A 21330-nucleotide genomic window follows, 5' to 3' on the forward strand; every position below is an offset into this window, starting at 1 on the left:
AGTCATCAGGAGAAACAGGTGAAAGAGTCGTCCACCTGGGTAGAACCCATCCCAACCCTTCCGGCGAGCGTAAAACCGATTGCCGCCATGCAGCGAAAACACTTTGGTGCAGTCCTGAATCCCACGCGCTGGTGGGGGCGCATGCCGCGTCTGTTCTGGCTGGTCGCATTGTTTGTCGGTTTTCTGGAGCGAAGAAACGCGCGCCTGACGCCGCAACTCCGCTCGCTGCTGATGACGCGGGTATCGCAGCTGTGCCACTGTGCTTTTTGCATTGATGCTAACAGCCTGCGTCTGGCCGAGCGCAGCGGGGCGCTGGATAAAGTCCAGGCCGTGAGCGACTGGCCAGACTCTGACCTGTTCAGTGAACAAGAGCGCGCGGCGCTGGCCTATGCTGAGGCGGTCACCGCCACGCCGCCCAGGGTGGATGAAGCAATCAAAACGGCGCTGAAACGCCACTTTACCGATGAGGTTATTACTGAAATGACGGCGCTCATCGCCTTTCAGAATCTCTCCGCCCGCTTTAACGCCGCGCTGGATATTCCGGCGCAGGGGCTGTGCGCCACGTTTAAAGAGAAGCCTGATGCTTGACCGTCACCTGCACCCACGGATAAAACCCGCGCTGAATCGTCTGGTCTCTGCGCTGGATAAGCCGGGCATTACGCCCGACGGACTTACCCTGGCGGGGTTTGCCATCGGCCTGCTGACGTTGCCATTTCTGGCCCTCGGCTGGTACCCGGCAGCACTGGTCGCCATCGTCCTGAACCGCCTGCTGGATGGTCTGGACGGTGCGCTGGCACGTCGGAGAGGGCTAACGGATGCGGGAGGGTTTCTGGATATCGCGCTCGATTTCCTGTTCTACGCGCTGGTGCCGTTTGGCTTTGCGCTGGCGGCACCTGAACAGAATACGCTGGCTGCCGCCTGGCTGCTGTTCGCATTTATTGGCACCGGGAGCAGCTTTCTGGCCTTTGCGGCACTGGCGGCGAAGCACAATATCGACAACCCCGGCTATGCGCACAAGTCGTTTTACTACATCGGCGGGTTAACGGAGGGGACGGAGACCATCGTGCTGTTCGTGCTGTGCTGCCTGTTTCCGGCGCATTTTGCCGTTTTCGCGTGGATATTTGGCGCGTTGTGCTGGCTGACCACCACAACGCGCATCTGGAGCGGTTATGTGACGCTAAAGTCACTCAAACCTTAACGCGTACTCTCGGGCCCGCGATCACCGCGGGAGACCGGGTTCTGCGGGTGACTGCTCCACTCATACCAGCCGCCGTCATAGACGGCGACGTTCTTCCAGCCCATCGCCCGAGCGTACATAAAGGTTTCAGCCGCTCGCCAGCCGGTGCCGCAGTAAAAGGCGACGTGCTGCTCCGGCAGGATATCCCACGTTTTCCACATGGCGGTGATGTCGTCGGCGCTGCGCATGGTGCCGTCCGGGTTGTGGAAATCTTCCATGTGGGTGGCATCGCTTCCCGCGTGGCCCCAGCGGGCGCCGGCAATGTCACCTTTTGGCTTGATGTAGCTGTAGCCGCTGGTTTCGCCGATAAATTCCGGCCACGAACGAATACTGACGAGAGAGGCATCCTGGCGGTGCAGCATACCGCGCGCCTGTTCCATATCCACCATCAGTTGCGGCTGACCGGGGATCTGTGCGCCAAAATCAGGGGCGGGTTTCACTTTCCCTGGCGTACCGCGTTCAACCGGCAGACCCGCATCTGACCACGCCTTCCAGCCGCCATCGAGTATGCGCACATCCTTCACGCCTGCATACAGCATAATCTGCGCCACGCGCGCGGCGGCGTAAACGTCACGACCATACAAAATGACGGTGGTATCGTGACGGATCCCGTGCTTTGCCAGCATCGCTTTCAGCTTGTCGTCGGAGACTTTATTCCACAGCGGCTCGCTTTCCACTTCGTTGGTGTCGATGTATCCCGCGCCGGGAATATGGTTTAGCAGATAAAACTTCGGCGCGCCCCAGGCCGCTTCTATGACTTTCCATTCACCCGCGGGCGCGGCTGTCACCGGTTTACCCTGCTGGAGCTGGTGGATCCACTGCGGATAGACCAGCTGTTCAAAGTGCGGCAGACGCTGCAGGCGGTCCGGGGTTTGCAGGGCATCGCTGAGCAGCGAGATAGCGTGATATCCGGCTTTCTCCAGGCGCGCTTTCACCGCCTGGTTGGCGCTATCGTCGCCGTACAGCGCGACAGGCGTCGCAGGCGAAAGCTGATGCTGTTTAGCCCAGCGCGCCAGCTGTTCATCGCTCATTGCGTCAAGCCAGCTGGCCGCAAGGTTGAGCGCTGCGGGTTCATGCCCGGAAGGACCGCTGAGGGTCTGCGGCCAGCCGTTGTAGAACGCGCTGGCGCGGGTGTCGACAGGCGTACCGTGCTGCGCCTGAAGCTGGGACAGCGTGAGTGAATTGGCCATTTCAGCCGCCTGAGAGGAAAACGAAGCGAGGCCGCAGAGCAGGGCCAGCGCGGTCAGTTGAGAAACACGTTTCATCGAATAACCTGACGTCAGTAAAAGAGGGGGCATTGTCGTCTCTCCCGAAACCAAAAACATTGCGTTAGCACATTATTGCCAGCGAGAAATCTCAATCACCTCGCCGGCGGGCGGAATATCGTCCTCATCATGGGTGACCAGCACCACCGGAATATTGCGCGCCCGGACGGTGTCAAACACCCAGGCCCGAAACGTCATGCGTAACGCTTTATCGAGGCGGCTGAAGGGCTCATCCAGCAGCAGTGCCTGCGGTTCAGCGAGCAGGGCGCGCAGCAGACTGACCCGGGCGCGCTCACCGCCGGAAAGGGTTGCCGGGTCGCTGGCGTAACGGTCACCAAGCCCGGCGGAATTCAGCGCCAGTTCGACGGCTTCCCGACGTGCGCGTCCGGCGATCCGCTCAGGCAACGCCAGCAGCAAATTTTGTCCGACGCTGAACGCATCAAACAGCAGCGCGTCCTGAAAGAGAATGCCCAGCCCGCGAGATTCAACGGGAAGACCGTCGCAGCGACGCTCATCGAGCCACAGCTCGCCCCGTGCCTGAAAATCATCTGATAATGCGCCGACCATCCAGGCAAAAAGGGTCGATTTTCCGCTGCCGGAGGGGCCCATCAGGGTGACGATCTCCCCGCGGGGAACGCAAAAATTGACCTCGCGGAAAAGCGGTTCGATGGTGAGATCCTTTACCTTCAACATTAACGTAATCCCTGACGATAGCGGCCCGCAAGGCGGGAGAAGAGTGAGGCCAGACCGAACACCGTGCCCGTGACCAGCAGTAAACCCAGCGCCCGGTTAGCGAGAACCGGGATGCTGCCCCCGCTGCTGAGCGCGACGGTCTCGGTGGTCAGCGTGGCGAAACGACCTGCGCCCAGCCACAGCGTCGGCATATATTGCGCCATGCTGACTGAAAAACCGGTGGCAAAGGCCAGCAGCGCAGGGCGCACCAGCAGAGGGCATTTCAGCAGGCAGAAGATTTTTGACCGCCGCCAGCCGAGCGTCCTGGCGGTAAGAATAAGCCGGGGATCGAGCCTTTGCCAGGCCGGTTGCAGCACCAGCAGCATCCAGGGGAGTACCCAGAGCAGATGGCTCCAGAGCACGGCGGCATAGTGCCCGTCGAGGCCCAGATGTAACGCAATGGCATATTGCCCCGTGACCAGCGGTAGCGCCGGGAGCGCGAGCGGTAACCACACCCACGGAGCGCCTCGCTGCGGCCCCCATTCCAGCCAGAGAAAAATGACGATCAGGGCGACAAGGCTCGAAAGCAGACCGAAAGAAAGGCTGGTACTCACCGGGCCAACATCGTCCCGTTGGGCCAGCATCAACAGCACCGCGGCGCAAAGTATCCCGCACGCGGGCAGAAAGCCGCTGAATACACGCTCTGGCAGGGCGAGATGAGACCTGTGGCGTGCGCCCGTCGGATGTGCAAACGTGCGACACCACACCTTCCACAGCCCGTAGCCCAGCGCAGCAAGCGCGGCCAGCAGCAGAAGGAGAAGCAGGCACAGCAGCGTCCCTTTTGCCTGCTGCTGTACGTCGCCCTGGCTCAGCCACTGCCAGGCCAGCACGGCCAGCGTCGGCGGGTTACCGGGCCCGAGAACGATCGCCACGTCCACGACGGACAGCGACCACGCCAGCACCGCCAGCATCACCGCGCCGAGTACCGGCGCGATCGCCGGAAGGAGCAGCCAGTTAAGCGTCTGAAAACGCCCGTAGCCGAAGGTCTGCAGGACAATCTTCTGCGGTGCGAGCCGTTTTTCCGGCAGCACGGCGTAAATCGCCCACAGCACAAACGCGCTCTCTTTGACCGCGAGCGTCAGACCCAGCCCGATACCGTAGCGGTCATACGGAGGTGAACAGACGGTGCAGACCTGATAAAACAGACCGCCTTCGGCAAACAGCAGCAACGCGCTGGAGGCGAAAGCCACATGGGGCACGGCCAGCAGCCACGGCAGGCGTGTACTGAGACGCCGCCAGCGTTTGCCGGGCCAGAAAAGGGCCACGAGAGAAAGGGCGATAAACAACGCCCCCAGCGTGGCGATAAGCGTTGAAACCAGGGTGGCGATGGCTGCCTGAGGCAATTGTGGGTCGATCAGCAGACGCTGCCAGTTAACGACAGAAAATGCCGGAGCAAGAAGCATGGCACCGGCGGGCAGGAGCGGCAGATAAATAATCGCCATCGCCAGCCAGACAAGCCAGCTTAACGGGTGCCGTAACGACGCAGCCATTCCTGCTCCAGCGCGTTAACCCAGGCGGACTGCGGCTCTGCCAGAACCTTCGGCAGCCCCTGCGGCGTATGAGCCAGCAGCTGTTTTGCTTCATCTTCGGGCAGCGTTTTCACATCCAGCACGCTCGGGTCACCCCAGATGGCCGGGTCGGCCTTGCGGATTTGCGCCTGCGGTGACAGCAGGAAGTTGGCAACGACTTTTGCGCCAGCGCTTGCGCTGGCATTGGCCGGAATCGCCACAAAATGGACGTTGCCGAGCATCCCGTTGCTAAAACCAAAGCTGTAGCTGTCGGCAGGCAGTTCGCCGCTCGCCACTTTCTGCTGCCCATGCGCCGGGTTAAAGGTCAGCGACAGATTCAGGCTCCCGCTGGCAAGCAGGGTATCCATCCGGGCGGGCGAGGGAGGGAAGTCTTTCCCTTCACGCCACAGCAGCGGGTGCAGTTTATCGAGATACGCCCAGAGCGGGGCGGTCACCTGGGCAAAGGTGTCATCGGGTGCTTTTTGCAACGCATCCGGATGAGCCGTGAGCGTCATCAGCAGCTGCTCAAGGAACGCGGTACCGGTAAAATCGGGCGGGCGGGGATAGCTGAGCTTGCCGGGGTTCTGCCTTGCGTAATCCAGCAACGCCTGCGGATCTTCTGGCGGCGTCGGCATGCTGGTTTTGCGGGCGATAAAGGTCAGCTGCGCGCCGCCCCACGGCGATTCCGCGCCGTCTGTGGGAATGGCGAAATCTTCGGTGACAGGTTTGCGGGTATCGACATAGCGCCAGTTGGGCAATCTCTGCGCCCACCCGGTTTGCAGGAGATTAGCCTCTTTTAGCGTGCGGAAGTTTTCGCCGTTGACCCACAGCAGGTCGACCGAGCCATTCGTTTTGCGCCCCGCGGCGGCTTCGGTCTGGATCCGTTTTACCGCATCGGCAGCGTCGGCCAGCGGGACGATTTTAAGGGTAATGGCGTAGTGCATTTGCATCTCGCCGCTCACCCACTCAAGGTAGCGGTTGACCGCCGGATCGCCTCCCCAGGCGTTAAACCAGACAGTCTGCCCGTTGGCTTGTTGCTGGATACTTTGCCAGCTGTCGGCGGCATACAGGGGGGCGGCCAGCAGCAGGCCTGTCAGAAACGTGCAAAAACGCACACGGCGCATAATGCCTCACTTTTTGAACGAAGAGGTGTAACGGGAATACAGCCAGCGGGTAGCCAGCGGCAATAACCCCAATAGTGTAAAGGCGAAGACCATACCCGGCGATACAATATCGTGCAGCGATGTCACTTTTCCCAGCTCGCGCCCGGCGTTGAGGAAGACAACCGTGGCGGGCAGCATGGCGACCTGGCTAACCCACCAGTAGCGCCTCACCGTGATGCGGGTCACCCCCATCAGCAAATTCACCACAAAAAACGGGAACAGCGGCATCAGGCGCAGGGCAAAAAGATAGGCCGTACCCTCGCGTGCCATACCGGTATTCACCGTATTCATCTGTCGGGCAAAGCGCTGCTGAACCCAGTCGCGAAGGAGATAACGGCTGGCAAGCATGGCCAGCGTAGCCCCGAGCGTAGAGGCAAACGAGACCAGCACGGTGCCTTCCCACAGGGAAAACAGTGTCCCGCCCAGCAGGGTCAGGATCGTCGCGCCGGGAAGCGACAGGGCGGAGACCGCTACGTAGAGTGCAAAAAAGATCATTGCGCTCTGCAGCGGCGCGCGGTCGACATGGGAAAGTAACGTCTGCTGGTGAGTTTTAATCCCTTCCAGAGAGAGCGTGCCCGGTGGCAACATGACAAACGTCAGAATAAATGCGCCCAGAAGGGCGCACAGGAAGAGTAGTTTTCGACTGTTCACGCGCGATCAGAGCTTGAATTTAGCCCACACCGGCGCATGGTCCGATGGCTTTTCCATGCTGCGAATATCGTAGTCGATCCCGGTTTCGATGCAGCGTTCAGCCAGCGGCGAGCTGGCCAGCAGCAGGTCGATACGCAGGCCACGGTTGTCGTCAAAGCCTTTTGAGCGGTAGTCAAACCACGAGAAGCGATCCTGGGTTTCAGGGTTCGCATGGCGGAAGGTATCCACCAGGCCCCAGCCCAGCAGGCGTTCCATCCACTCGCGCTCTTCCGGCAGGAAGGAACATTTGCCGGTACGTAGCCAGCGCTTGCGGTTCTCTTCGCCTATGCCGATATCCCGATCCGTCGGGCTGATATTCATGTCGCCCATGATCAGCACCGGATTCTCTTTTTTCAGTTCGGTTGTCAGGTAGTTCTGCAGATCCTGATAAAACTTCGCTTTGGCGGGGAATTTTGTCTCGTGGTCACGGCTTTCACCCTGTGGGAAATAGCCGTTAATGATCGTGATATTGCCAAGTGCAGAGGGCACTTCCGCCATGATGATACGGCGCTGCGCTTCTTCATTGTCCCCGGGGAAGCCGCGACGCACGGAAACCGGGGTTTCTTTGGTGAGCAGCGCGACGCCATAGTGACCTTTCTGACCGTGGTAGAAGACGTTGTAACCCAGTTTCGCGACTTCTTCGAGGGGGAACATGTCGTCGTGAACCTTGGTCTCCTGCAGGCCGATAACATCGGGCTGATGTTGCTCAACAATGGCTTCCAGTTGATGAGGACGGGCGCGCAGGCCGTTGATATTAAAAGAGACAAATTTCATAGTCGCTGCCAGTGCAAGGTGAATAGTGCATGGATGGTAGCAGAATTTGCATCAACTGTTACCGGGTTCGACCAATAACTGCGACAGATAATGCCGGTGGTGCAATATTTGCACCATCCTGACGCGTTTTGCCCCCGGACAGGGCGTAAATGGCGGGGAAATTTCGCGAGCGATCACAATTCCAGAATTATATTTGGCCTTTGCATACTATTTCTTATTTTCATGCGGCAAAGCGCCGCTTATCGTAAAAATATTCACTTTTTATGCAGTAACAGTGAATAACTCCATATCATAACTCATTGATATTCTGTTGCCTCAACCCGTTTATGCATTTTTATCGCTGGCTGGCACGAAGGCTGCAATCTACATTCACAGTGCAAACACTCAATTATTTAACATTCAAATAACCTTTTATTTACCGGATGAGGTCGCTATGTCTCTGTCAATTACGCGTGAAAATTTCGATGAATGGATGATGCCGGTATACGCGCCGGCGGCGTTTATTCCGGTTCGCGGGGAAGGCTCACGCCTGTGGGATCAGCAGGGGAAAGAGTACATCGACTTTGCCGGGGGGATTGCGGTGAATGCGCTGGGTCATGCGCATCCGGCGCTGCGTCAGGCGCTGAACGATCAGGCCGCGAAGTTCTGGCATACCGGTAACGGTTTTACCAACGAGCCTGCGCTGCGTCTGGCGAAAAAGCTCATTGACGCGACGTTTGCCGAAAAAGTCTTTTTCTGTAACTCCGGGGCGGAAGCCAACGAAGCGGCGCTGAAGCTGGCACGTAAATATGCCCACGACAAGTTCGGTACCCACAAGAGCGGGATTGTGGCATTTAAAAATGCCTTCCACGGACGCACGCTGTTTACCGTGAGCGCGGGCGGTCAGCCCTCTTATTCGCAGGATTTCGCACCGCTGCCGCCGGATATTCGCCACGGCATCTATAACGATCTGCAGTCTGCCAGCGAGCTGATTAACGACACCACCTGCGCGGTGATCGTCGAACCGATGCAGGGCGAGGGCGGCGTGCTTCCGGCGCAAAAAGCATTCCTTCAGGGGCTGCGCGAATTGTGCGATCGCCATAATGCGCTGCTGATTTTCGATGAAGTACAGACCGGCGTCGGCCGCACCGGCGAGCTGTATGCGTATATGCACTACGGCGTGACGCCGGATATTCTCTCAACCGCCAAAGCGCTGGGCGGCGGCTTCCCGATTGGGGCCACGTTGACGACCGATAAATTCGCCAGCGTGATGACCGTGGGCACCCATGGCACCACCTACGGCGGCAACCCGCTGGCGACCGCTGTGGCCGGACAGGTTCTCGACATCATTAACACCCCTGAGGTGCTGAAGGGCGTTAAACAGCGTCACGACTGGTTTGTTGAACGCCTGAACGCCATCAATGGCAAGACCGGACTGTTCAAGGAAATTCGCGGCCTGGGGCTGTTAATTGGCTGCGAGCTCACCCCTGAGTTTGCCGGAAAAGCTAAACTTATTTCACAGGAAGCGGCAAAAATGGGCGTGATGGTGCTGATTGCCGGTGCCAACGTGGTGCGTTTTGCTCCCGCGCTGATTGTCAGCGAGGAAGAGGTGCAAACCGGTCTGGATCGATTTGCACTGGCGTGTGAAAAAGTGAAGTCCGGGGTGTCATCATGATGGTCATCCGTCCCGTTGAGCGCGGCGATATCGCCGGGCTCATGCAGCTTGCCGGTAAGACGGGAGGCGGGCTGACCTCGCTTCCTGCCGATGAAAAAACGCTGTCGGCGCGCATTGAGCGCGCCCTGCAAACCTGGCAGGGGACGTTGCCAAAAAGCGAACAGGGCTACGTGTTCGTGCTGGAAGATACCGAGACGGGGACGGTGGCCGGGATCTGCGCCATTGAAGTGGCCGTCGGTCTTAACGACCCGTGGTATAACTACCGCGTTGGCACCATGGTTCACGCGTCGAAAGAGCTGAACGTCTATAACGCGCTGCCGACGCTGTTTCTCTGTAATGACCACACGGGTGCCAGCGAACTCTGTACGCTGTTCCTCGACCCGGCGTGGCGCAAAGAGGGCAACGGTTATCTGCTCTCCAAATCGCGCTTTATGTTTATGGCTGCCTTCCGCGATCGCTTTAACGAAAAGGTGGTCGCCGAGATGCGCGGCGTGATCGATGACACCGGCTACTCGCCGTTCTGGGAGAGCCTGGGCGAGCGCTTCTTCTCTATGGAGTTCAGCCGTGCAGACTATCTCTGCGGCACCGGCCAGAAAGCCTTTATTGCCGAGCTGATGCCGAAGCATCCTATCTATACCCATTTCCTTAGCCCGGAAGCGCAGGCGGTGATCGGCGAAGTGCATCCGCAAACCGCGCCAGCTCGCGCAGTGCTGGAGAAAGAGGGCTTCCGCTACCGTAACTATGTCGACATCTTTGACGGCGGACCGACGCTTGAGTGCGATATCGACCGCGTTCGCGCGATCCGTAAAAGCCGCCTGGTAGAGGTCTCTGAAGGTCAGCCCGCGCCAGGCGACTGGCCGGCATGTCTGGTGGCGAACGAAAATTACACCCACTTCCGCGCCATGCTGGTGCGGACTAACCCGAAATGTGAACGTCTGGTGCTGACGGCTGCAGAACTGGATGCCCTGAAATGTAACGCCGGCGATACGGTTCGTCTGGTGCGTCTCTGCCCTGAGGAGAAAACAGCATGACATTATGGATTAACGGTGACTGGGTAACGGGCGAAGGCGAGCTGCGCGTAAAGACCAATCCGGTAGGCAATGAGGTGCTCTGGAAGGGAAATGACGCCAGCGCCAGCCAGGTGGAACAAGCCTGTCATGCCGCGCGTCGTGCGTTTCCGGCGTGGGCCAAACAGCCTTTCGCCACGCGCCAGACCATTGTTGAAACGTTTGCCGGGCTGCTGGAGGCGAACAAAGCTGAGCTCACGCGCATTATTGCTTCCGAAACCAGTAAGCCACGCTGGGAAGCAGCAACGGAAGTGACGGCGATGATCAACAAAATCGCCATTTCGGTGAAGGCATACCATACCCGCACCGGCGAGCAACACACCGAGATGCCGGACGGCGCGGCGACGCTGCGCCATCGTCCGCACGGCGTGCTGGCGGTATTTGGTCCGTACAACTTCCCGGGACATCTGCCGAACGGCCACATTGTTCCCGCACTGCTGGCGGGCAATACCGTTATTTTCAAGCCGAGCGAGTTAACCCCCTTAACCGGCGAGGCGGTGGTGAAACTGTGGGAACAGGCCGGGTTGCCGCCGGGCGTGCTGAACCTGGTGCAGGGCGGTCGTGAAACCGGTCAGGCGCTCAGTGCGCTGAGCGATATTGACGGTCTGCTGTTCACCGGCAGCGCCGGAACGGGCTATCAGCTGCATCGCCAGCTGGCGGGACAGCCGGAAAAAATTCTGGCGCTGGAGATGGGGGGCAACAACCCGCTGATTGTTGAAGACCCCGATGATATTGACGCCGCGGTGCACCTGACGATCCAGTCCGCCTTTATCACCGCCGGACAGCGTTGCACCTGTGCCCGCCGCCTGCTGGTGAAACGAGGCGCACAAGGGGATGCCTTCCTGAAACGCCTGGTCGACGTCAGCGCACGTCTGGTCCCCGCCGCGTGGGATGCCGATCCGCAGCCGTTTATGGGTGGACTGATTTCCGAACAGGCCGCGCTGAATGTGCTTAACGCCTGGCAAAACCACGTTGCGCGCGGCGCGAAAAACCTGCTGGAACCCAGGCAGGTACAGCCGGGAACCTCGCTGCTGACGCCGGGTATTGTTGAGATGAGCGGCGCGAGCAACGTGCCGGATGAAGAGGTCTTTGGCCCGCTGCTGTGCGTCTGGCGTTACGACGATTTTGATGCGGCGATTGCGATGGCAAACAACACCCGCTATGGCCTGTCGAGCGGACTCATTTCGCCGCATCGCGAGAAGTTTGATCAACTGCTGCTGGAAGCGCGCGCCGGGATTGTAAACTGGAATAAACCGCTGACCGGTGCGGCGAGCACCGCGCCATTCGGCGGCGTGGGTGCGTCGGGTAACCATCGCGCCAGCGCGTGGTATGCCGCGGATTACTGTGCATGGCCGATGGCGAGCCTGGAAACCCCGGCGCTGACGCTGCCGGAGACGCTCAGTCCGGGGCTGGATTTTAGCGAAGGGGATCGTCATGAAAGCGCGTGAAGTCAACTTTGACGGGCTGGTGGGGCTGACCCACCACTATGCCGGTCTCTCCTTTGGTAATGAAGCCTCGACGAAGCATCAGTTTCAGGTCTCCAACCCGAAACTGGCGGCGAAGCAGGGCCTGCAGAAAATGAAAGCGCTGGCAGATGCCGGGTTTCCGCAGGCGGTGATCCCGCCGCAGGAACGGCCGAACGTGGCGGTGCTGCGCCAGCTCGGCTTTACCGGGAGTGATGAGCAGGTGGTCGAAAAAGCGGGCACGCAAACGCCGCATCTGCTCTCGGCGGCGAGCTCCGCCTCCTCTATGTGGGTGGCGAACGCGGCGACCGTCGCACCGTCAGCCGATACGCTGGATGGCAAAGTCCATCTGACGGTGGCTAACCTGAACAACAAATTCCACCGCGCCACCGAAGCGGAAACCACCGAGCGCGTGCTGCGCGCTATTTTCAACCATGACGCCCATTTTGAGGTGCATCAGGCTCTGCCGCAGGTGGCGATGTTCGGCGACGAAGGCGCGGCCAACCATAACCGTCTCGGAGGCGACTATGGCGAGCCTGGCGTACAGGTGTTTATCTACGGGCGCGAGGAGGGCGGTCATTCTGCCCCCGTTCGCTATCCTGCCCGCCAGACGCTGGCCGCCAGCCAGGCGGTTGCTCGCCTGAACCAGGTCAATCCTTCACAGGTGATTTTTGCCCAGCAGAACCCGCAGGTGATTGACCAGGGCGTGTTCCATAACGACGTGATTGCCGTTTCCAACCGTCAGGTGCTGTTCTGCCATGAGCAGGCGTTTGCGCATCAGGAGAAGCTGCTCGCGACACTGCGCGAACGCGTACCCGGCTTTATGCCCATTCAGGTGCCCACGCAGGCCGTCAGCGTGCAGGACGCGGTTGAAACGTATCTGTTCAACAGCCAGCTGCTGAGCCGCGATGACGGCAGCATGATGCTGGTGCTACCGCAGGAGTCACAGGATCATAAAGGCGTCTGGCAATACCTGACGCAACTGGTTAAGGCCGATAACCCCATTGACGAACTGCGCGTGTTTGATCTGCGTGAAAGCATGGCTAACGGCGGCGGTCCTGCCTGCCTGCGTCTGCGCGTGGTATTAACGCCGAATGAAATGCAGGCCGTTAACCCGGCAGTCATGATGAACGAAGCGCTGTTTACCACCCTTAATGACTGGGTGGATCGCTACTATCGCGACCGGTTAACGCAGGCGGATCTGATTGACCCGCAGCTTCTGCGTGAAGGGCGCGAGGCGCTGGACGCGTTGACATCAATCCTGCAACTGGGATCGGTTTATCCGTTCCAGCGCTAAAGGAGTGGGGATGGAAAATTTACTGGCGCTGACCCTGGCCGATGAAACGCCGGAACAGAAAGAGGGGGACGGCCCCTCATTCCGCTGGCGGTGGCTGGGGCGCGGGGTGCTTGAGTTGACGCCGACTACCGACAGCGAGCTGTCGCTGCTGCTCTCAACGGGCATTCACGGCAATGAAACGGCACCCGTTGAGATTGTCGATTTGCTACTGCGTGCGTTATATAGCGGAGATATCACCCTTACGTGTCGCGTACTGGTGGTGCTGGGCAATCCGCCTGCGCTGGCGCAAAATAAACGCTACCTGGTGAGTGACATTAACCGCATGTTTGGCGGTCGCTGGTCGCAGTTTCCGCAAAGTGAAGAAACGGCAAGGGCCGCGTGGCTTGAGAATGTCGTGACCGCGTTTTTCTCCACGGCGGGGCCAGTGCGCTGGCATCTTGATCTCCATACCGCGATCCGCGCGTCTTACCATGTGCGCTTTGGCGTGTTACCGCAGCGGAATCAGCCCTGGGATGAAGCTTTTCTGCGCTGGCTGGGGGACGCCGGGCTGGAGGCGCTGGTCTTTCATCAGTCGCCGGGCGGAACGTTTACCCATTTTACCTGCGAACATTTTGCTGCCCTGGCCTGTACGCTGGAACTGGGAAAAGCGCTTCCTTTCGGTGAGAACGATCTGACGCGTTTTGCTCCCACGCATCTCGCGCTGCGGGCTCTGCTCGGGGGCGAGGCTCCCGACCATGAGCATCCGCCCGTTGAACGGTATCGCGTCGTACAGCAGATCACCCGCCGCAGCGATGCTTTCCAGCTTCATATGGCCGCGCACACCCTGAACTTCACGCCGTTTCGCAAAGGAGCGCTACTGGCGGAAGATGGGGAAGAACGTTACGAAGTGCAGAAAACAACGGAATATGTGTTGTTCCCTAACCCTACCGTCGCGTTTGGCCTGCGAGCGGGTCTGATGCTGGAAAAAATATCATGAACCTTTCCCCTCTCATCATCCGGGAGGGGAAAGTAAAAACGTTTCTTAACGTTTAAAGCGCTGGTCCTTGTTTTGCGGAATATTCCTGGTGAATTGCTTTATTATTCATCTTCACTTCGCTATACTTTTTCGAAATTGCTTTAAATTCATCGTTTTGAATATTTTTTGTTGCAACTCTCCACGCTTTATCCTTATTTCCTCCACATTTGGCGAAAAATTGTTTTTTACACTTTCATTGTTTTACTGTTGCTCTGACTAATTGACGATAAACCCCGTAAAGTTAATCTCGTCAACACGGCACAGCGCCGAAGAATAACTGAAAGAAAGGAAATAAATTATGCGTAAGTTTACTGCACTGTTTGTTGCTTCTACCCTGGCTCTGGGCGCTACCAGCATGGCGTTCGCCGCAGATACCGCAACCACGACTGGCGCACCGGCCGAAGGCAAAATGATGATGCATCATAAAGGCCCGGGTATGCACAACGAGATGATGATGTTTAAGGGGCTCAACCTGACGGATGCGCAGAAGCAGCAGATCCGCGACATCATGAAAAGCCAGCGCGACCAGATGAAGCGTCCTCCGCTGGAAGAGCGCCGCGCAATGCATGACATCATTGCCAGCGACACCTTCGATAAGGCGAAAGCCGAAGCGCAGATCGACAAAATGGCCGAGCAGCATAAAGCCCGCATGCTGGCCCACATGGAAACCCAGAACAAGATCTACAACATTCTGACCCCGGAACAGAAAAAACAGTTTAATGCCAATTTTGAGAAGCGTCTGACAGAACGTCCGGCGATGGAAGGTAAAATGCCAGCACCGACCGAATAATCGGTTCAACATCTTAAGACCGCCGGGATCCTGTCCACAAAAGCGCAACCGCTGTGGACAGGACCGGCGGTTTTTCTTTCCTGCCCTCTTGTCTGCCGCTGCCAGCGCGGTATTCTCCTGTAGTCGCTTCAGAGAATGTTTGTAGAGTCATGGCGTTAGCAATTTTATTGACGTTCCGCTAAGGCCTGCCCGCTTTGCTGCCGATACTGTGTCTGTGAATACCTAACGATAACAAACAAGACTGCAAGGGTAGCGATATCCTTGCCCTGGCACGGGTTGTGCCATTCAGGAGTGGTGATGGAGTTCTTTGATATCCGTAAAATGCCGGTCAGCCTCTGGCGTAATGGTGCTGGCGAAACGCGAGAAATTTGTTGTATCCCTCCCGCAACGCGCGATTTTTGCTGGCGAGCCAGTATTGCGACGATCGCCAGCAACGGCGAATTCTCCGCTTTTCCCGGAGTTGACCGGGTCATTACCTTGCTGGAGGGCGGGGAGGTGACGCTGGATGCCGGACAGGCGTTCCGCCATACTCTTAAACCGCATCAACCTTACCATTTTGCCGGCGATTTGCCGGTAAAGGCATTGCTTTCCGATGGCAGGATGGCGATGGACTTCAACATTATGACCCGGCGTGACTGCTGCAAGGCGAAAGTGCGCGTTGCCGATCGTACCTTTACTACGTTTGGCTCGCGTGGCGGCGTGGTGTTTGTGCTAAGCGGGGCGTGGCAGCTGGGTGATAAACTGCTGACGGCCGATCAGGGCGCCAGCTGGGAGGAGGGGACCCATACTCTGCGTTTGCTGGAGTCTCAGGGTACCCTGCTGTTCAGTGAAATTAACTGGCTGCCGGGTCACTGAGCATAATGACCTCAAACTTGCCGGTTAAAACGGGCTTGCAGAGGATTTTATAACCATCCTGATCGAACCCGGCGGGGGTGCGTAAAAGGGTTGCCGCGTCGCTTAAATCATCGACAGCCCCCAGCCAGAGCCAGTTATTGACGATGTGATACTGCGTCATCGTTTCACCCACTTCTTTTAGCGCCACGGCGCCCTCCCACGGCCAGCAGTTGATGCTGATGGCCGCAAGACCGCTCAGGAGGCGGGCGTGATGCGCCTCAACGCTCTCTTTGCCGCAGCAGGCGCCTGCGCAGCGCTTCAGCGCGGAGCGAAAACAGGCGCGGCCACGCGTGGTGCCTTCTAAACCTAAAAGGCTGTAGCAAAGCTGTAGCTCGTCGGCCAGTGTTTGCAGAGCCTGAAGGGCCGCGCGTTTGTTGGCAAATAATCCAAAAAGGTTTGGCGCATGAGAAAAATCGACGTCGCGGGCGTAAACCACCTGCGGCTTACCGTCGCTGATCAGCAGGGAACAAAGCTGACGGTTGCGGCGCAGGCGCTTATTAAAGAGCGGTTGTTGCTCTTTTATCAGCCGGGCCTCCAGCAGCAGCGCACCCATTTCTCCCGCTGTCTGAAACCAGGTGATGCGCCGCGACTGGCGCAGCATGGCGGCCTCATCTGGGGTACGCAGGTGGGATAACACCCGGCTGCGAATATTGACGCTTTTGCCGATATAAAGCGGCAAGGTGTCGCTTTCACCGTGAAAAATGTACACGCCAGGCTGTTTTGGCAGCGCCTCAAGCCAGGGGCGAAGGTGCTCGGGATATTCGTAGATAGCCGCCGCTTCAAACTCAAGACGCGGGGCGAATTGACGCCTGCTCACATATTACTCCGTATACTGTTCAGGTATACAGTGTAGCAGGTGCGCTGTGGTTAAAAAAGAGCCGGGTGGCGGCTACGCCTTACCCGGCCACATCGTGCGGTCTGTTGCCCTCACCCCAACCCTCTCCCACGGGAGAGGGGGCAAACACTAAAAACGGCAACGGGGTTGCCGTTTTGCGTTTATTTCCAGAAGTCGTCAAACACCGTAATCGGCGTGTGGCGCTTGTGTTCGGTTTTCAGATACCAACTTTCAATGATCTTCGCGGTACCTTCATCCAGCTGTTTGCCTTCCAGATAATCATCAATATTGTCATAGGTGACGCCAAGGGCCGCTTCATCCGGCAGGGAAGGGCGATCGTCTTCCAGATCCGCCGTCGGTGCCTTTTTATACAAGTGCTCAGGACAGCCCAGCGCGGCAAGCAGCTGTTTACCCTGACGCTTGTTCAGACGGAAAATCGGGTTAATGTCGGTGCCGCCATCGCCATATTTGGTGAAGAAACCGGTGATGGCTTCTGCCGCATGGTCGGTGCCGACAACCACGCCTTTGGTCATTCCGGCGATGCTGTACTGGGCTTTCATACGCTCGCGAGCTTTCTCGTTGCCGCGAACAAAATCGCTCAGCTCAATGCCCGCTTCGCGCAGTGCCTGCTCGCTTGCCAGCACCGCCCCTTTAATATTGACGGTGAGTACGCGATCGGGCTGGATGAACGCGATGGCATCCTGGCAATCCTGTTCATCGGCCTGCACGCCATAGGGAAGACGCACGGCGATAAACTGCAATTTCTCATCGCCCGTTTCTTCGCGAAGCTCTGAAATCGCCATCTGACAGAGTTTACCGGTCAGGGTGGAGTCCTGCCCGCCGCTGATGCCCAGCACCAGGGATTTCAGGAAAGCGTTCTTTCTTAAGTACGATTTTAAAAAATCCACGCTACGGCGGATCTCTTCATGTGCATCTACCGCGGGCTTCGCGCCCAGTGCCTGAATAATCTCGTGTTGCAGAGCCATCACGCCCTCCATATGCAGAACATAAACAGAATGTGTTAACTGTTAAAACTAACCCTTTGGACGAGAAACGACAAGGATCACAGTTTCGAGTGCGCTAATTTGCGCCGATTTAGCAGGTTATCGTTGTTTTATTAGAATTTTCCGAAATTCGTCTGGCGTAATTCACAAAGTTGAACAATAGTACTTTTTATTCCATGCTTAGATAACACGCTGATAAACAAGAGGACGGAATATGAACAAGAACGTAGCAGGAATTCTTAGCGCAGCGGCAGTACTGACGATGCTGGCAGGGTGTACGGCTTACGATCGCACCAAGGATCAGTTTACACAGCCCGTGGTTAAAGACGTTAAAAAAGGGATGACCCGTTCGCAGGTCGCTGCGATCGCCGGTAAACCTTCTTCTGAAGTGACAATGATTCATGCGAAAGGGACCTGCCAGACCTATATCCTGGGTCAACGTGATGGTAAGGCAGAGACCTACTTTGTCGCCCTGGATGACACTGGTCATGTTATTAACTCCGGTTATCAGACCTGTGCTGAATACGACACCGATCCCCAGGCTCCAAAGGCTCAGTAACCCAGCTTGTCTGAAGATGTTAACGAACCGGCCCATGGGCCGGTTTTTTTGTGTATACGTAAATCTTATTTCTTTGCGCGAATTATTTGCCCGAAATGTGAAGGTAGTCAACAAGCCAGGTCAATGAGAGACAATTTCAACCTGTTCAGAATTATCCCCTGTCTGTACCATTGCGTATACTCACTCCAACGACAAACAACAGTATGCAAACTACCTGTCTGCCGGGACAGCAAGTCGAGTGATAGCGCGATGGCAGGTAGACCTACAAGAGGGAAATTACGATGGAAAAGAAACATATCTACCTGTTCTGCTCAGCGGGCATGTCAACCTCACTGCTGGTGTCAAAGATGCGTGCGCAGGCTGAAAAGTATGAAGTCCCTGTGGTGATTGAAGCGTTTCCAGAAACGCTGGCGGGCGAGAAAGGCCAGAAAGCCGATGTTGTTTTACTGGGGCCGCAAATCGCCTATATGTTGCCCGAAATACAACGACTGCTACCCAACAAACCGGTCGAAGTGATCGACTCGGGGCTGTATGGCAAGATTGATGGTTTAGGTGTTCTGAAAGCTGCTGTGGCAGCCATTAAAAAAGCTGCTAATTAATTTTTATTTTTCCCGTCAAAGAGTTATTTCACACACAATACGCCGTAACACGAGTTACGGCATTTAAGGGTATTTACCTATGAGTAAAGTCATCGCTTCACTTGAAAAGGTACTCCTTCCTTTTGCTGTTAAAATAGGAAAGCAGCCTCACGTTAATGCCATTAAAAACGGCTTTATTAAATTAATGCCGTTGACGCTGGCCGGGGCCATGTTCGTTTTAATTAACAACGTTTTTCTGAGCTTTGGTGAAGGTTCCTTCTTTTATTCATTAGGCATTCGGTTAGACGCTTCCACAATTGAAACCCTTAATGGTTTTAAAGCCATCGGCGGCAACGTATATAACGGTACGTTAGGTATTATGTCGCTGATGGCGCCTTTCTTTATTGGCATGGCACTGGCAGAAGAGCGAAAAGTGGATCCGCTGGCTGCCGGGTTATTATCCGTTGCTGCATTTATGACCGTCACGCCTTACAGCGTAGGGGAGGCGTATGCCGTCGGCGCCAACTGGTTGGGTGGGGCGAACATCATCTCCGGTATTGTTATCGGTCTGGTGGTGGCGGAAATGTTCACCTTTATTATTCGTCGCAACTGGGTTATCCGCTTGCCGGATAGCGTACCGACGTCCGTTTCTCGTTCATTTTCCGCGTTGATTCCGGGCTTTATTATTCTCTCCATTATGGGGATTATTGCCTGGGCGCTCTCTCACTGGGGTACGAACTTCCACCAGATCATCATGGATTCTATCTCCACGCCGCTGGCGTCGATGGGTGGTGTGGTCGGTTGGGCGTATGTGATTTTCACCTCTCTGCTGTGGTTCTTCGGCGTACATGGCTCACTGGCACTGGCTGCGCTGGATAGCGGAATTATGACCCCGTGGGCACTGGAAAACGTGGCACTTTACCAGCAGTACGGCTCCGTTGACGCGGCGCTGGCAGCAGGTAAAACCTTCCATGTGTGGGCGAAGCCGATGCTTGACTCCTATATCTTCCTGGGTGGTACCGGGGCGACCTTGGGTCTGATCATCGCGGTCTTTATTGTCTCTCGTCGTGCTGACTATCGTCAGGTAGCCAAACTGGCGCTGCCATCAGGTATCTTCCAGATTAACGAACCGATTCTGTTTGGCCTGCCAATCATCATGAACCCGGTCATGTTCATTCCGTTCATCCTGGTTCAACCACTGCTGGCAGCCATCACCCTGACGGCTTACTACATGGGCATTATTCCGCCGGTGACCAACATTGCACCGTGGACCATGCCAGCGGGGCTGGGCGCGTTCTTCAATACCAACGGTAGCGTCGCGGCCTTCCTGCTGGCGATATTCAACCTCGGGATTGCGACCCTGCTCTACATGCCATTCGTGGCGATTGCGAACAAAGCTGCCACCATCATTGATGAAGAAGAGAGCGAAGAGGACATTGCCCTCTCACTGAAATTCTAAGATTGACCGACGCGGGGAAACCCGCGTCAGCCACAAGGAGCTTAAACATGTTAGATTTGGATAGTATCGTCGCAGACGACGCCGCAGAGAACGATCTTGAAGAAGTGGTGATGGGGCTTATCATCAACTCCGGGCAGGCCCGCAGCCTGGCGTATGCCGCACTGAAGCAGGCCAAGCAGGGTGATTTTGCCGCCGCGAAAACCATGATGGAACAGTCCCGTACCGCGCTGAACGAAGCGCACCTGGTGCAGACAAAGCTTATTGAAAGCGATCAGGGTGAAGGGAAGATGAAGGTCAGCCTGGTGCTGGTACACGCGCAGGATCACCTGATGACCTCCATGCTGGCGCGCGAGCTGGTGGCGGAGTTGATTGAGCTTCACGAGAAAATGCACTAAGTCGGATGTTGCAACAGGAGGTCAGCACGATGGAAATTAAAACCGCACTTGAACAGCAGCTGTTTAATGGCAAAAATTTTCACGTGGTTATCTACAACAAGACGGAGAGCGCCAGTGGTCTGCACCAGCATGACTACTACGAGTTCACGATTGTTCTGACCGGCCGCTACTACCAGGAGATCAACGGTAAGCGCGTCCTGCTTGAGCGAGGGGATTTTGTCTTCCTGCCGATGGGGTCCTATCACCAGAGCTTTTACGAGTTCGGTGCAACCCGCATTCTGAATGTCGGCGTCAGCAGGCGCTTCTTTGAAAAGCACTATCTGCCGCTGGTACCGTTCTGTTTTGTGGCGTCTCAGGTTTATCGCGTGAAAAACGAGTTCATGACCTGGATTGAAACGGTTATTGCCTCGCTTAACTTCCGTGAAAATGAATTTGACGAGTTTATTGAAACGGTGACTTTCTATGTGATGAACCGGCTGCGTCATCATCGTGAAGAGCAGCAGGTGACGGATGATATTCCACAGTGGCTGCGCAGCACTGTTGAACTGATGCACGATAAAGCCCAGTTCAGTGACAATGCGCTGGAGAATATGGTTTCCCTGTCGGGAAAATCCCAGGAATATCTGACCCGCGCGACGCAGCGGTATTATCGTAAAACACCCGTGCAAATTATTAATGACATTCGCATTAACTTTGCCAAAAAACAGCTGGAAATTACTAACTACTCGGTCACCGATATTGCTTACGAATCGGGATACAGTAGCCCCAGCCTGTTTATTAAAACGTTTAAGAAATTAACGTCATTCACCCCGAACAGTTACCGCAAAAGTTTGACGGTAATGAACTAACTTTCGGCGGTTTTATCCGCCACGAATATTGCTTTAATGGCTTGCCCAAATAGCGGGAAGAGTACGCTATACCTTGCAGGCGATTAACCTGATACGCAAAGGG

General features: G+C 56.7%; 22 protein-coding genes. 14 read left to right on the top strand and 8 right to left on the bottom strand.

Annotation, left to right across the window (positions count from 1 at the left end):
• Positions 1 to 18: 18 nt before the first annotated feature.
• Positions 19 to 588 (top strand): carboxymuconolactone decarboxylase family protein, encoded by a 570-nt coding sequence (locus G0034_RS08785; RefSeq protein ID WP_179120723.1) that lies wholly within the window; start codon positions 19 to 21, stop codon positions 586 to 588.
• On the top strand, positions 581 to 1198 hold the full coding sequence (locus G0034_RS08790) for a CDP-alcohol phosphatidyltransferase family protein (RefSeq protein WP_014883459.1): 618 nt from the start codon (positions 581 to 583) through the stop codon (positions 1196 to 1198). The genes G0034_RS08785 and G0034_RS08790 overlap by 8 nt, the downstream gene beginning before the upstream one ends.
• Here G0034_RS08790 and G0034_RS08795 read toward each other — a convergent pair.
• The 6 genes from G0034_RS08795 to xthA all read right to left on the bottom strand — a co-directional run bounded on the left by G0034_RS08795 (position 1195) and on the right by xthA (position 7369).
• Positions 1195 to 2502 (bottom strand): sulfurtransferase, encoded by a 1308-nt coding sequence (locus G0034_RS08795; protein ID WP_179120724.1) that lies wholly within the window; start codon positions 2500 to 2502, stop codon positions 1195 to 1197. The genes G0034_RS08790 and G0034_RS08795 overlap by 4 nt on opposite strands.
• 72 nt (positions 2503 to 2574) lie before the next feature.
• A complete protein-coding gene (locus G0034_RS08800) occupies positions 2575 to 3195 on the bottom strand; it encodes an ATP-binding cassette domain-containing protein (protein ID WP_179120725.1) in 621 nt (206 codons plus the stop codon).
• A complete protein-coding gene (locus tag G0034_RS08805; RefSeq protein WP_179120726.1) occupies positions 3195 to 4724 on the bottom strand; it encodes an ABC transporter permease family protein in 1530 nt (509 codons plus the stop codon). Before G0034_RS08805 ends, G0034_RS08800 begins: the two co-directional genes overlap by 1 nt.
• Positions 4697 to 5857: an ABC transporter substrate-binding protein gene (locus G0034_RS08810; RefSeq protein WP_502706670.1), complete on the bottom strand. Its 1161-nt coding sequence runs from the start codon at positions 5855 to 5857 to the stop codon at positions 4697 to 4699. The genes G0034_RS08805 and G0034_RS08810 overlap by 28 nt, the downstream gene beginning before the upstream one ends.
• Positions 5858 to 5872: 15 nt before the next feature.
• Positions 5873 to 6556, bottom strand: coding sequence for a TVP38/TMEM64 family protein (locus G0034_RS08815; RefSeq protein WP_032645241.1), 684 nt, complete (start codon positions 6554 to 6556; stop codon positions 5873 to 5875).
• A 6-nt stretch (positions 6557 to 6562) separates the two neighbouring features.
• Positions 6563 to 7369, bottom strand: a complete 807-nt coding sequence (gene xthA, locus G0034_RS08820; protein WP_023337150.1) for an exodeoxyribonuclease III — start codon at positions 7367 to 7369, stop codon at positions 6563 to 6565.
• A gap of 433 nt (positions 7370 to 7802) precedes the next feature.
• Here xthA and astC point away from each other — a divergent pair, with 433 nt between their 5' ends.
• The 7 genes from astC to ves all read left to right on the top strand — a co-directional run bounded on the left by astC (position 7803) and on the right by ves (position 15510).
• Positions 7803 to 9023 carry a succinylornithine/acetylornithine transaminase gene (gene astC / locus G0034_RS08825; RefSeq protein WP_023332757.1) on the top strand — a complete coding sequence of 407 codons (1221 nt, stop codon included), beginning with the start codon at positions 7803 to 7805 and terminating at the stop codon, positions 9021 to 9023.
• Positions 9020 to 10054: an arginine N-succinyltransferase gene (gene astA / locus G0034_RS08830; protein WP_023332758.1), complete on the top strand. Its 1035-nt coding sequence runs from the start codon at positions 9020 to 9022 to the stop codon at positions 10052 to 10054. The genes astC and astA overlap by 4 nt, the downstream gene beginning before the upstream one ends.
• Entirely contained in the window at positions 10051 to 11538 is a 1488-nt protein-coding gene (gene astD, locus G0034_RS08835; protein WP_179120728.1) for a succinylglutamate-semialdehyde dehydrogenase, read from the top strand. The genes astA and astD overlap by 4 nt, the downstream gene beginning before the upstream one ends.
• Positions 11525 to 12850 carry an N-succinylarginine dihydrolase gene (astB, locus tag G0034_RS08840; protein WP_023332760.1) on the top strand — a complete coding sequence of 442 codons (1326 nt, stop codon included), beginning with the start codon at positions 11525 to 11527 and terminating at the stop codon, positions 12848 to 12850. The genes astD and astB overlap by 14 nt, the downstream gene beginning before the upstream one ends.
• Before the next feature lie 10 nt (positions 12851 to 12860).
• Positions 12861 to 13826, top strand: coding sequence for a succinylglutamate desuccinylase (gene astE, locus G0034_RS08845; protein WP_179120729.1), 966 nt, complete (start codon positions 12861 to 12863; stop codon positions 13824 to 13826).
• 337 nt (positions 13827 to 14163) lie between these two features.
• Positions 14164 to 14655 (top strand): ATP-independent periplasmic protein-refolding chaperone Spy, encoded by a 492-nt coding sequence (gene spy, locus G0034_RS08850; RefSeq protein WP_047027189.1) that lies wholly within the window; start codon positions 14164 to 14166, stop codon positions 14653 to 14655.
• A 297-nt stretch (positions 14656 to 14952) separates the two neighbouring features.
• Positions 14953 to 15510, top strand: a complete 558-nt coding sequence (gene ves / locus G0034_RS08855) for an environmental stress-induced protein Ves (protein WP_014883471.1) — start codon at positions 14953 to 14955, stop codon at positions 15508 to 15510.
• On the opposite strand, the gene cho is transcribed toward ves, so the two are convergent.
• Together cho and nadE are read right to left on the bottom strand one after the other, a co-directional pair.
• Positions 15488 to 16366 carry an excinuclease Cho gene (gene cho, locus G0034_RS08860; RefSeq protein ID WP_179120730.1) on the bottom strand — a complete coding sequence of 293 codons (879 nt, stop codon included), beginning with the start codon at positions 16364 to 16366 and terminating at the stop codon, positions 15488 to 15490. The two genes, ves and cho, sit on opposite strands and share 23 nt — an antisense overlap.
• A gap of 179 nt (positions 16367 to 16545) precedes the next feature.
• On the bottom strand, positions 16546 to 17370 hold the full coding sequence (nadE, locus tag G0034_RS08865; RefSeq protein ID WP_023332763.1) for an NAD(+) synthase: 825 nt from the start codon (positions 17368 to 17370) through the stop codon (positions 16546 to 16548).
• A 232-nt stretch (positions 17371 to 17602) separates the two neighbouring features.
• Here nadE and osmE point away from each other — a divergent pair, with 232 nt between their 5' ends.
• The 5 genes from osmE (at position 17603) to chbR (ending at position 21227) form a co-directional block, all read left to right on the top strand.
• On the top strand, positions 17603 to 17947 hold the full coding sequence (osmE, locus tag G0034_RS08870) for an osmotically-inducible lipoprotein OsmE (protein ID WP_010430142.1): 345 nt from the start codon (positions 17603 to 17605) through the stop codon (positions 17945 to 17947).
• A gap of 281 nt (positions 17948 to 18228) precedes the next feature.
• Positions 18229 to 18546: a PTS N,N'-diacetylchitobiose transporter subunit IIB gene (chbB, locus tag G0034_RS08875; protein ID WP_014883474.1), complete on the top strand. Its 318-nt coding sequence runs from the start codon at positions 18229 to 18231 to the stop codon at positions 18544 to 18546.
• A gap of 79 nt (positions 18547 to 18625) precedes the next feature.
• Positions 18626 to 19984: a PTS N,N'-diacetylchitobiose transporter subunit IIC gene (gene chbC, locus G0034_RS08880; protein WP_014883475.1), complete on the top strand. Its 1359-nt coding sequence runs from the start codon at positions 18626 to 18628 to the stop codon at positions 19982 to 19984.
• A gap of 47 nt (positions 19985 to 20031) precedes the next feature.
• Positions 20032 to 20379, top strand: a complete 348-nt coding sequence (gene chbA / locus G0034_RS08885) for a PTS N,N'-diacetylchitobiose transporter subunit IIA (RefSeq protein WP_014883476.1) — start codon at positions 20032 to 20034, stop codon at positions 20377 to 20379.
• A 5-nt stretch (positions 20380 to 20384) separates the two neighbouring features.
• A complete protein-coding gene (chbR, locus tag G0034_RS08890) occupies positions 20385 to 21227 on the top strand; it encodes a transcriptional regulator ChbR (RefSeq protein ID WP_071819744.1) in 843 nt (280 codons plus the stop codon).
• Positions 21228 to 21330 lie beyond the last annotated feature (103 nt).

Origin of the sequence: Enterobacter sp. T2, from assembly GCF_010692925.1 — a bacterium.
In the GTDB taxonomy this organism is placed as follows: domain Bacteria; phylum Pseudomonadota; class Gammaproteobacteria; order Enterobacterales; family Enterobacteriaceae; genus Enterobacter; species Enterobacter kobei.

Coding starts and splice junctions, on each gene's coding strand:
- xthA (WP_023337150.1), bottom strand. CDS start 7,369: ATGAAATTTGTCTCTTTTAATATCAACGGCCTGCGCGCCCGTCCTCAT.
- chbR (WP_071819744.1), top strand. CDS start 20,385: ATGTTGCAACAGGAGGTCAGCACGATGGAAATTAAAACCGCACTTGAA.
- astC (WP_023332757.1), top strand. CDS start 7,803: ATGTCTCTGTCAATTACGCGTGAAAATTTCGATGAATGGATGATGCCG.
- astA (WP_023332758.1), top strand. CDS start 9,020: ATGATGGTCATCCGTCCCGTTGAGCGCGGCGATATCGCCGGGCTCATG.
- ves (WP_014883471.1), top strand. CDS start 14,953: ATGGAGTTCTTTGATATCCGTAAAATGCCGGTCAGCCTCTGGCGTAAT.
- osmE (WP_010430142.1), top strand. CDS start 17,603: ATGAACAAGAACGTAGCAGGAATTCTTAGCGCAGCGGCAGTACTGACG.
- G0034_RS08790 (WP_014883459.1), top strand. CDS start 581: ATGCTTGACCGTCACCTGCACCCACGGATAAAACCCGCGCTGAATCGT.
- astD (WP_179120728.1), top strand. CDS start 10,051: ATGACATTATGGATTAACGGTGACTGGGTAACGGGCGAAGGCGAGCTG.
- chbC (WP_014883475.1), top strand. CDS start 18,626: ATGAGTAAAGTCATCGCTTCACTTGAAAAGGTACTCCTTCCTTTTGCT.
- astE (WP_179120729.1), top strand. CDS start 12,861: ATGGAAAATTTACTGGCGCTGACCCTGGCCGATGAAACGCCGGAACAG.
- astB (WP_023332760.1), top strand. CDS start 11,525: ATGAAAGCGCGTGAAGTCAACTTTGACGGGCTGGTGGGGCTGACCCAC.
- spy (WP_047027189.1), top strand. CDS start 14,164: ATGCGTAAGTTTACTGCACTGTTTGTTGCTTCTACCCTGGCTCTGGGC.
- nadE (WP_023332763.1), bottom strand. CDS start 17,370: ATGGCTCTGCAACACGAGATTATTCAGGCACTGGGCGCGAAGCCCGCG.
- G0034_RS08805 (WP_179120726.1), bottom strand. CDS start 4,724: ATGGCTGCGTCGTTACGGCACCCGTTAAGCTGGCTTGTCTGGCTGGCG.
- G0034_RS08795 (WP_179120724.1), bottom strand. CDS start 2,502: ATGAAACGTGTTTCTCAACTGACCGCGCTGGCCCTGCTCTGCGGCCTC.
- G0034_RS08800 (WP_179120725.1), bottom strand. CDS start 3,195: ATGTTGAAGGTAAAGGATCTCACCATCGAACCGCTTTTCCGCGAGGTC.
- chbA (WP_014883476.1), top strand. CDS start 20,032: ATGTTAGATTTGGATAGTATCGTCGCAGACGACGCCGCAGAGAACGAT.
- chbB (WP_014883474.1), top strand. CDS start 18,229: ATGGAAAAGAAACATATCTACCTGTTCTGCTCAGCGGGCATGTCAACC.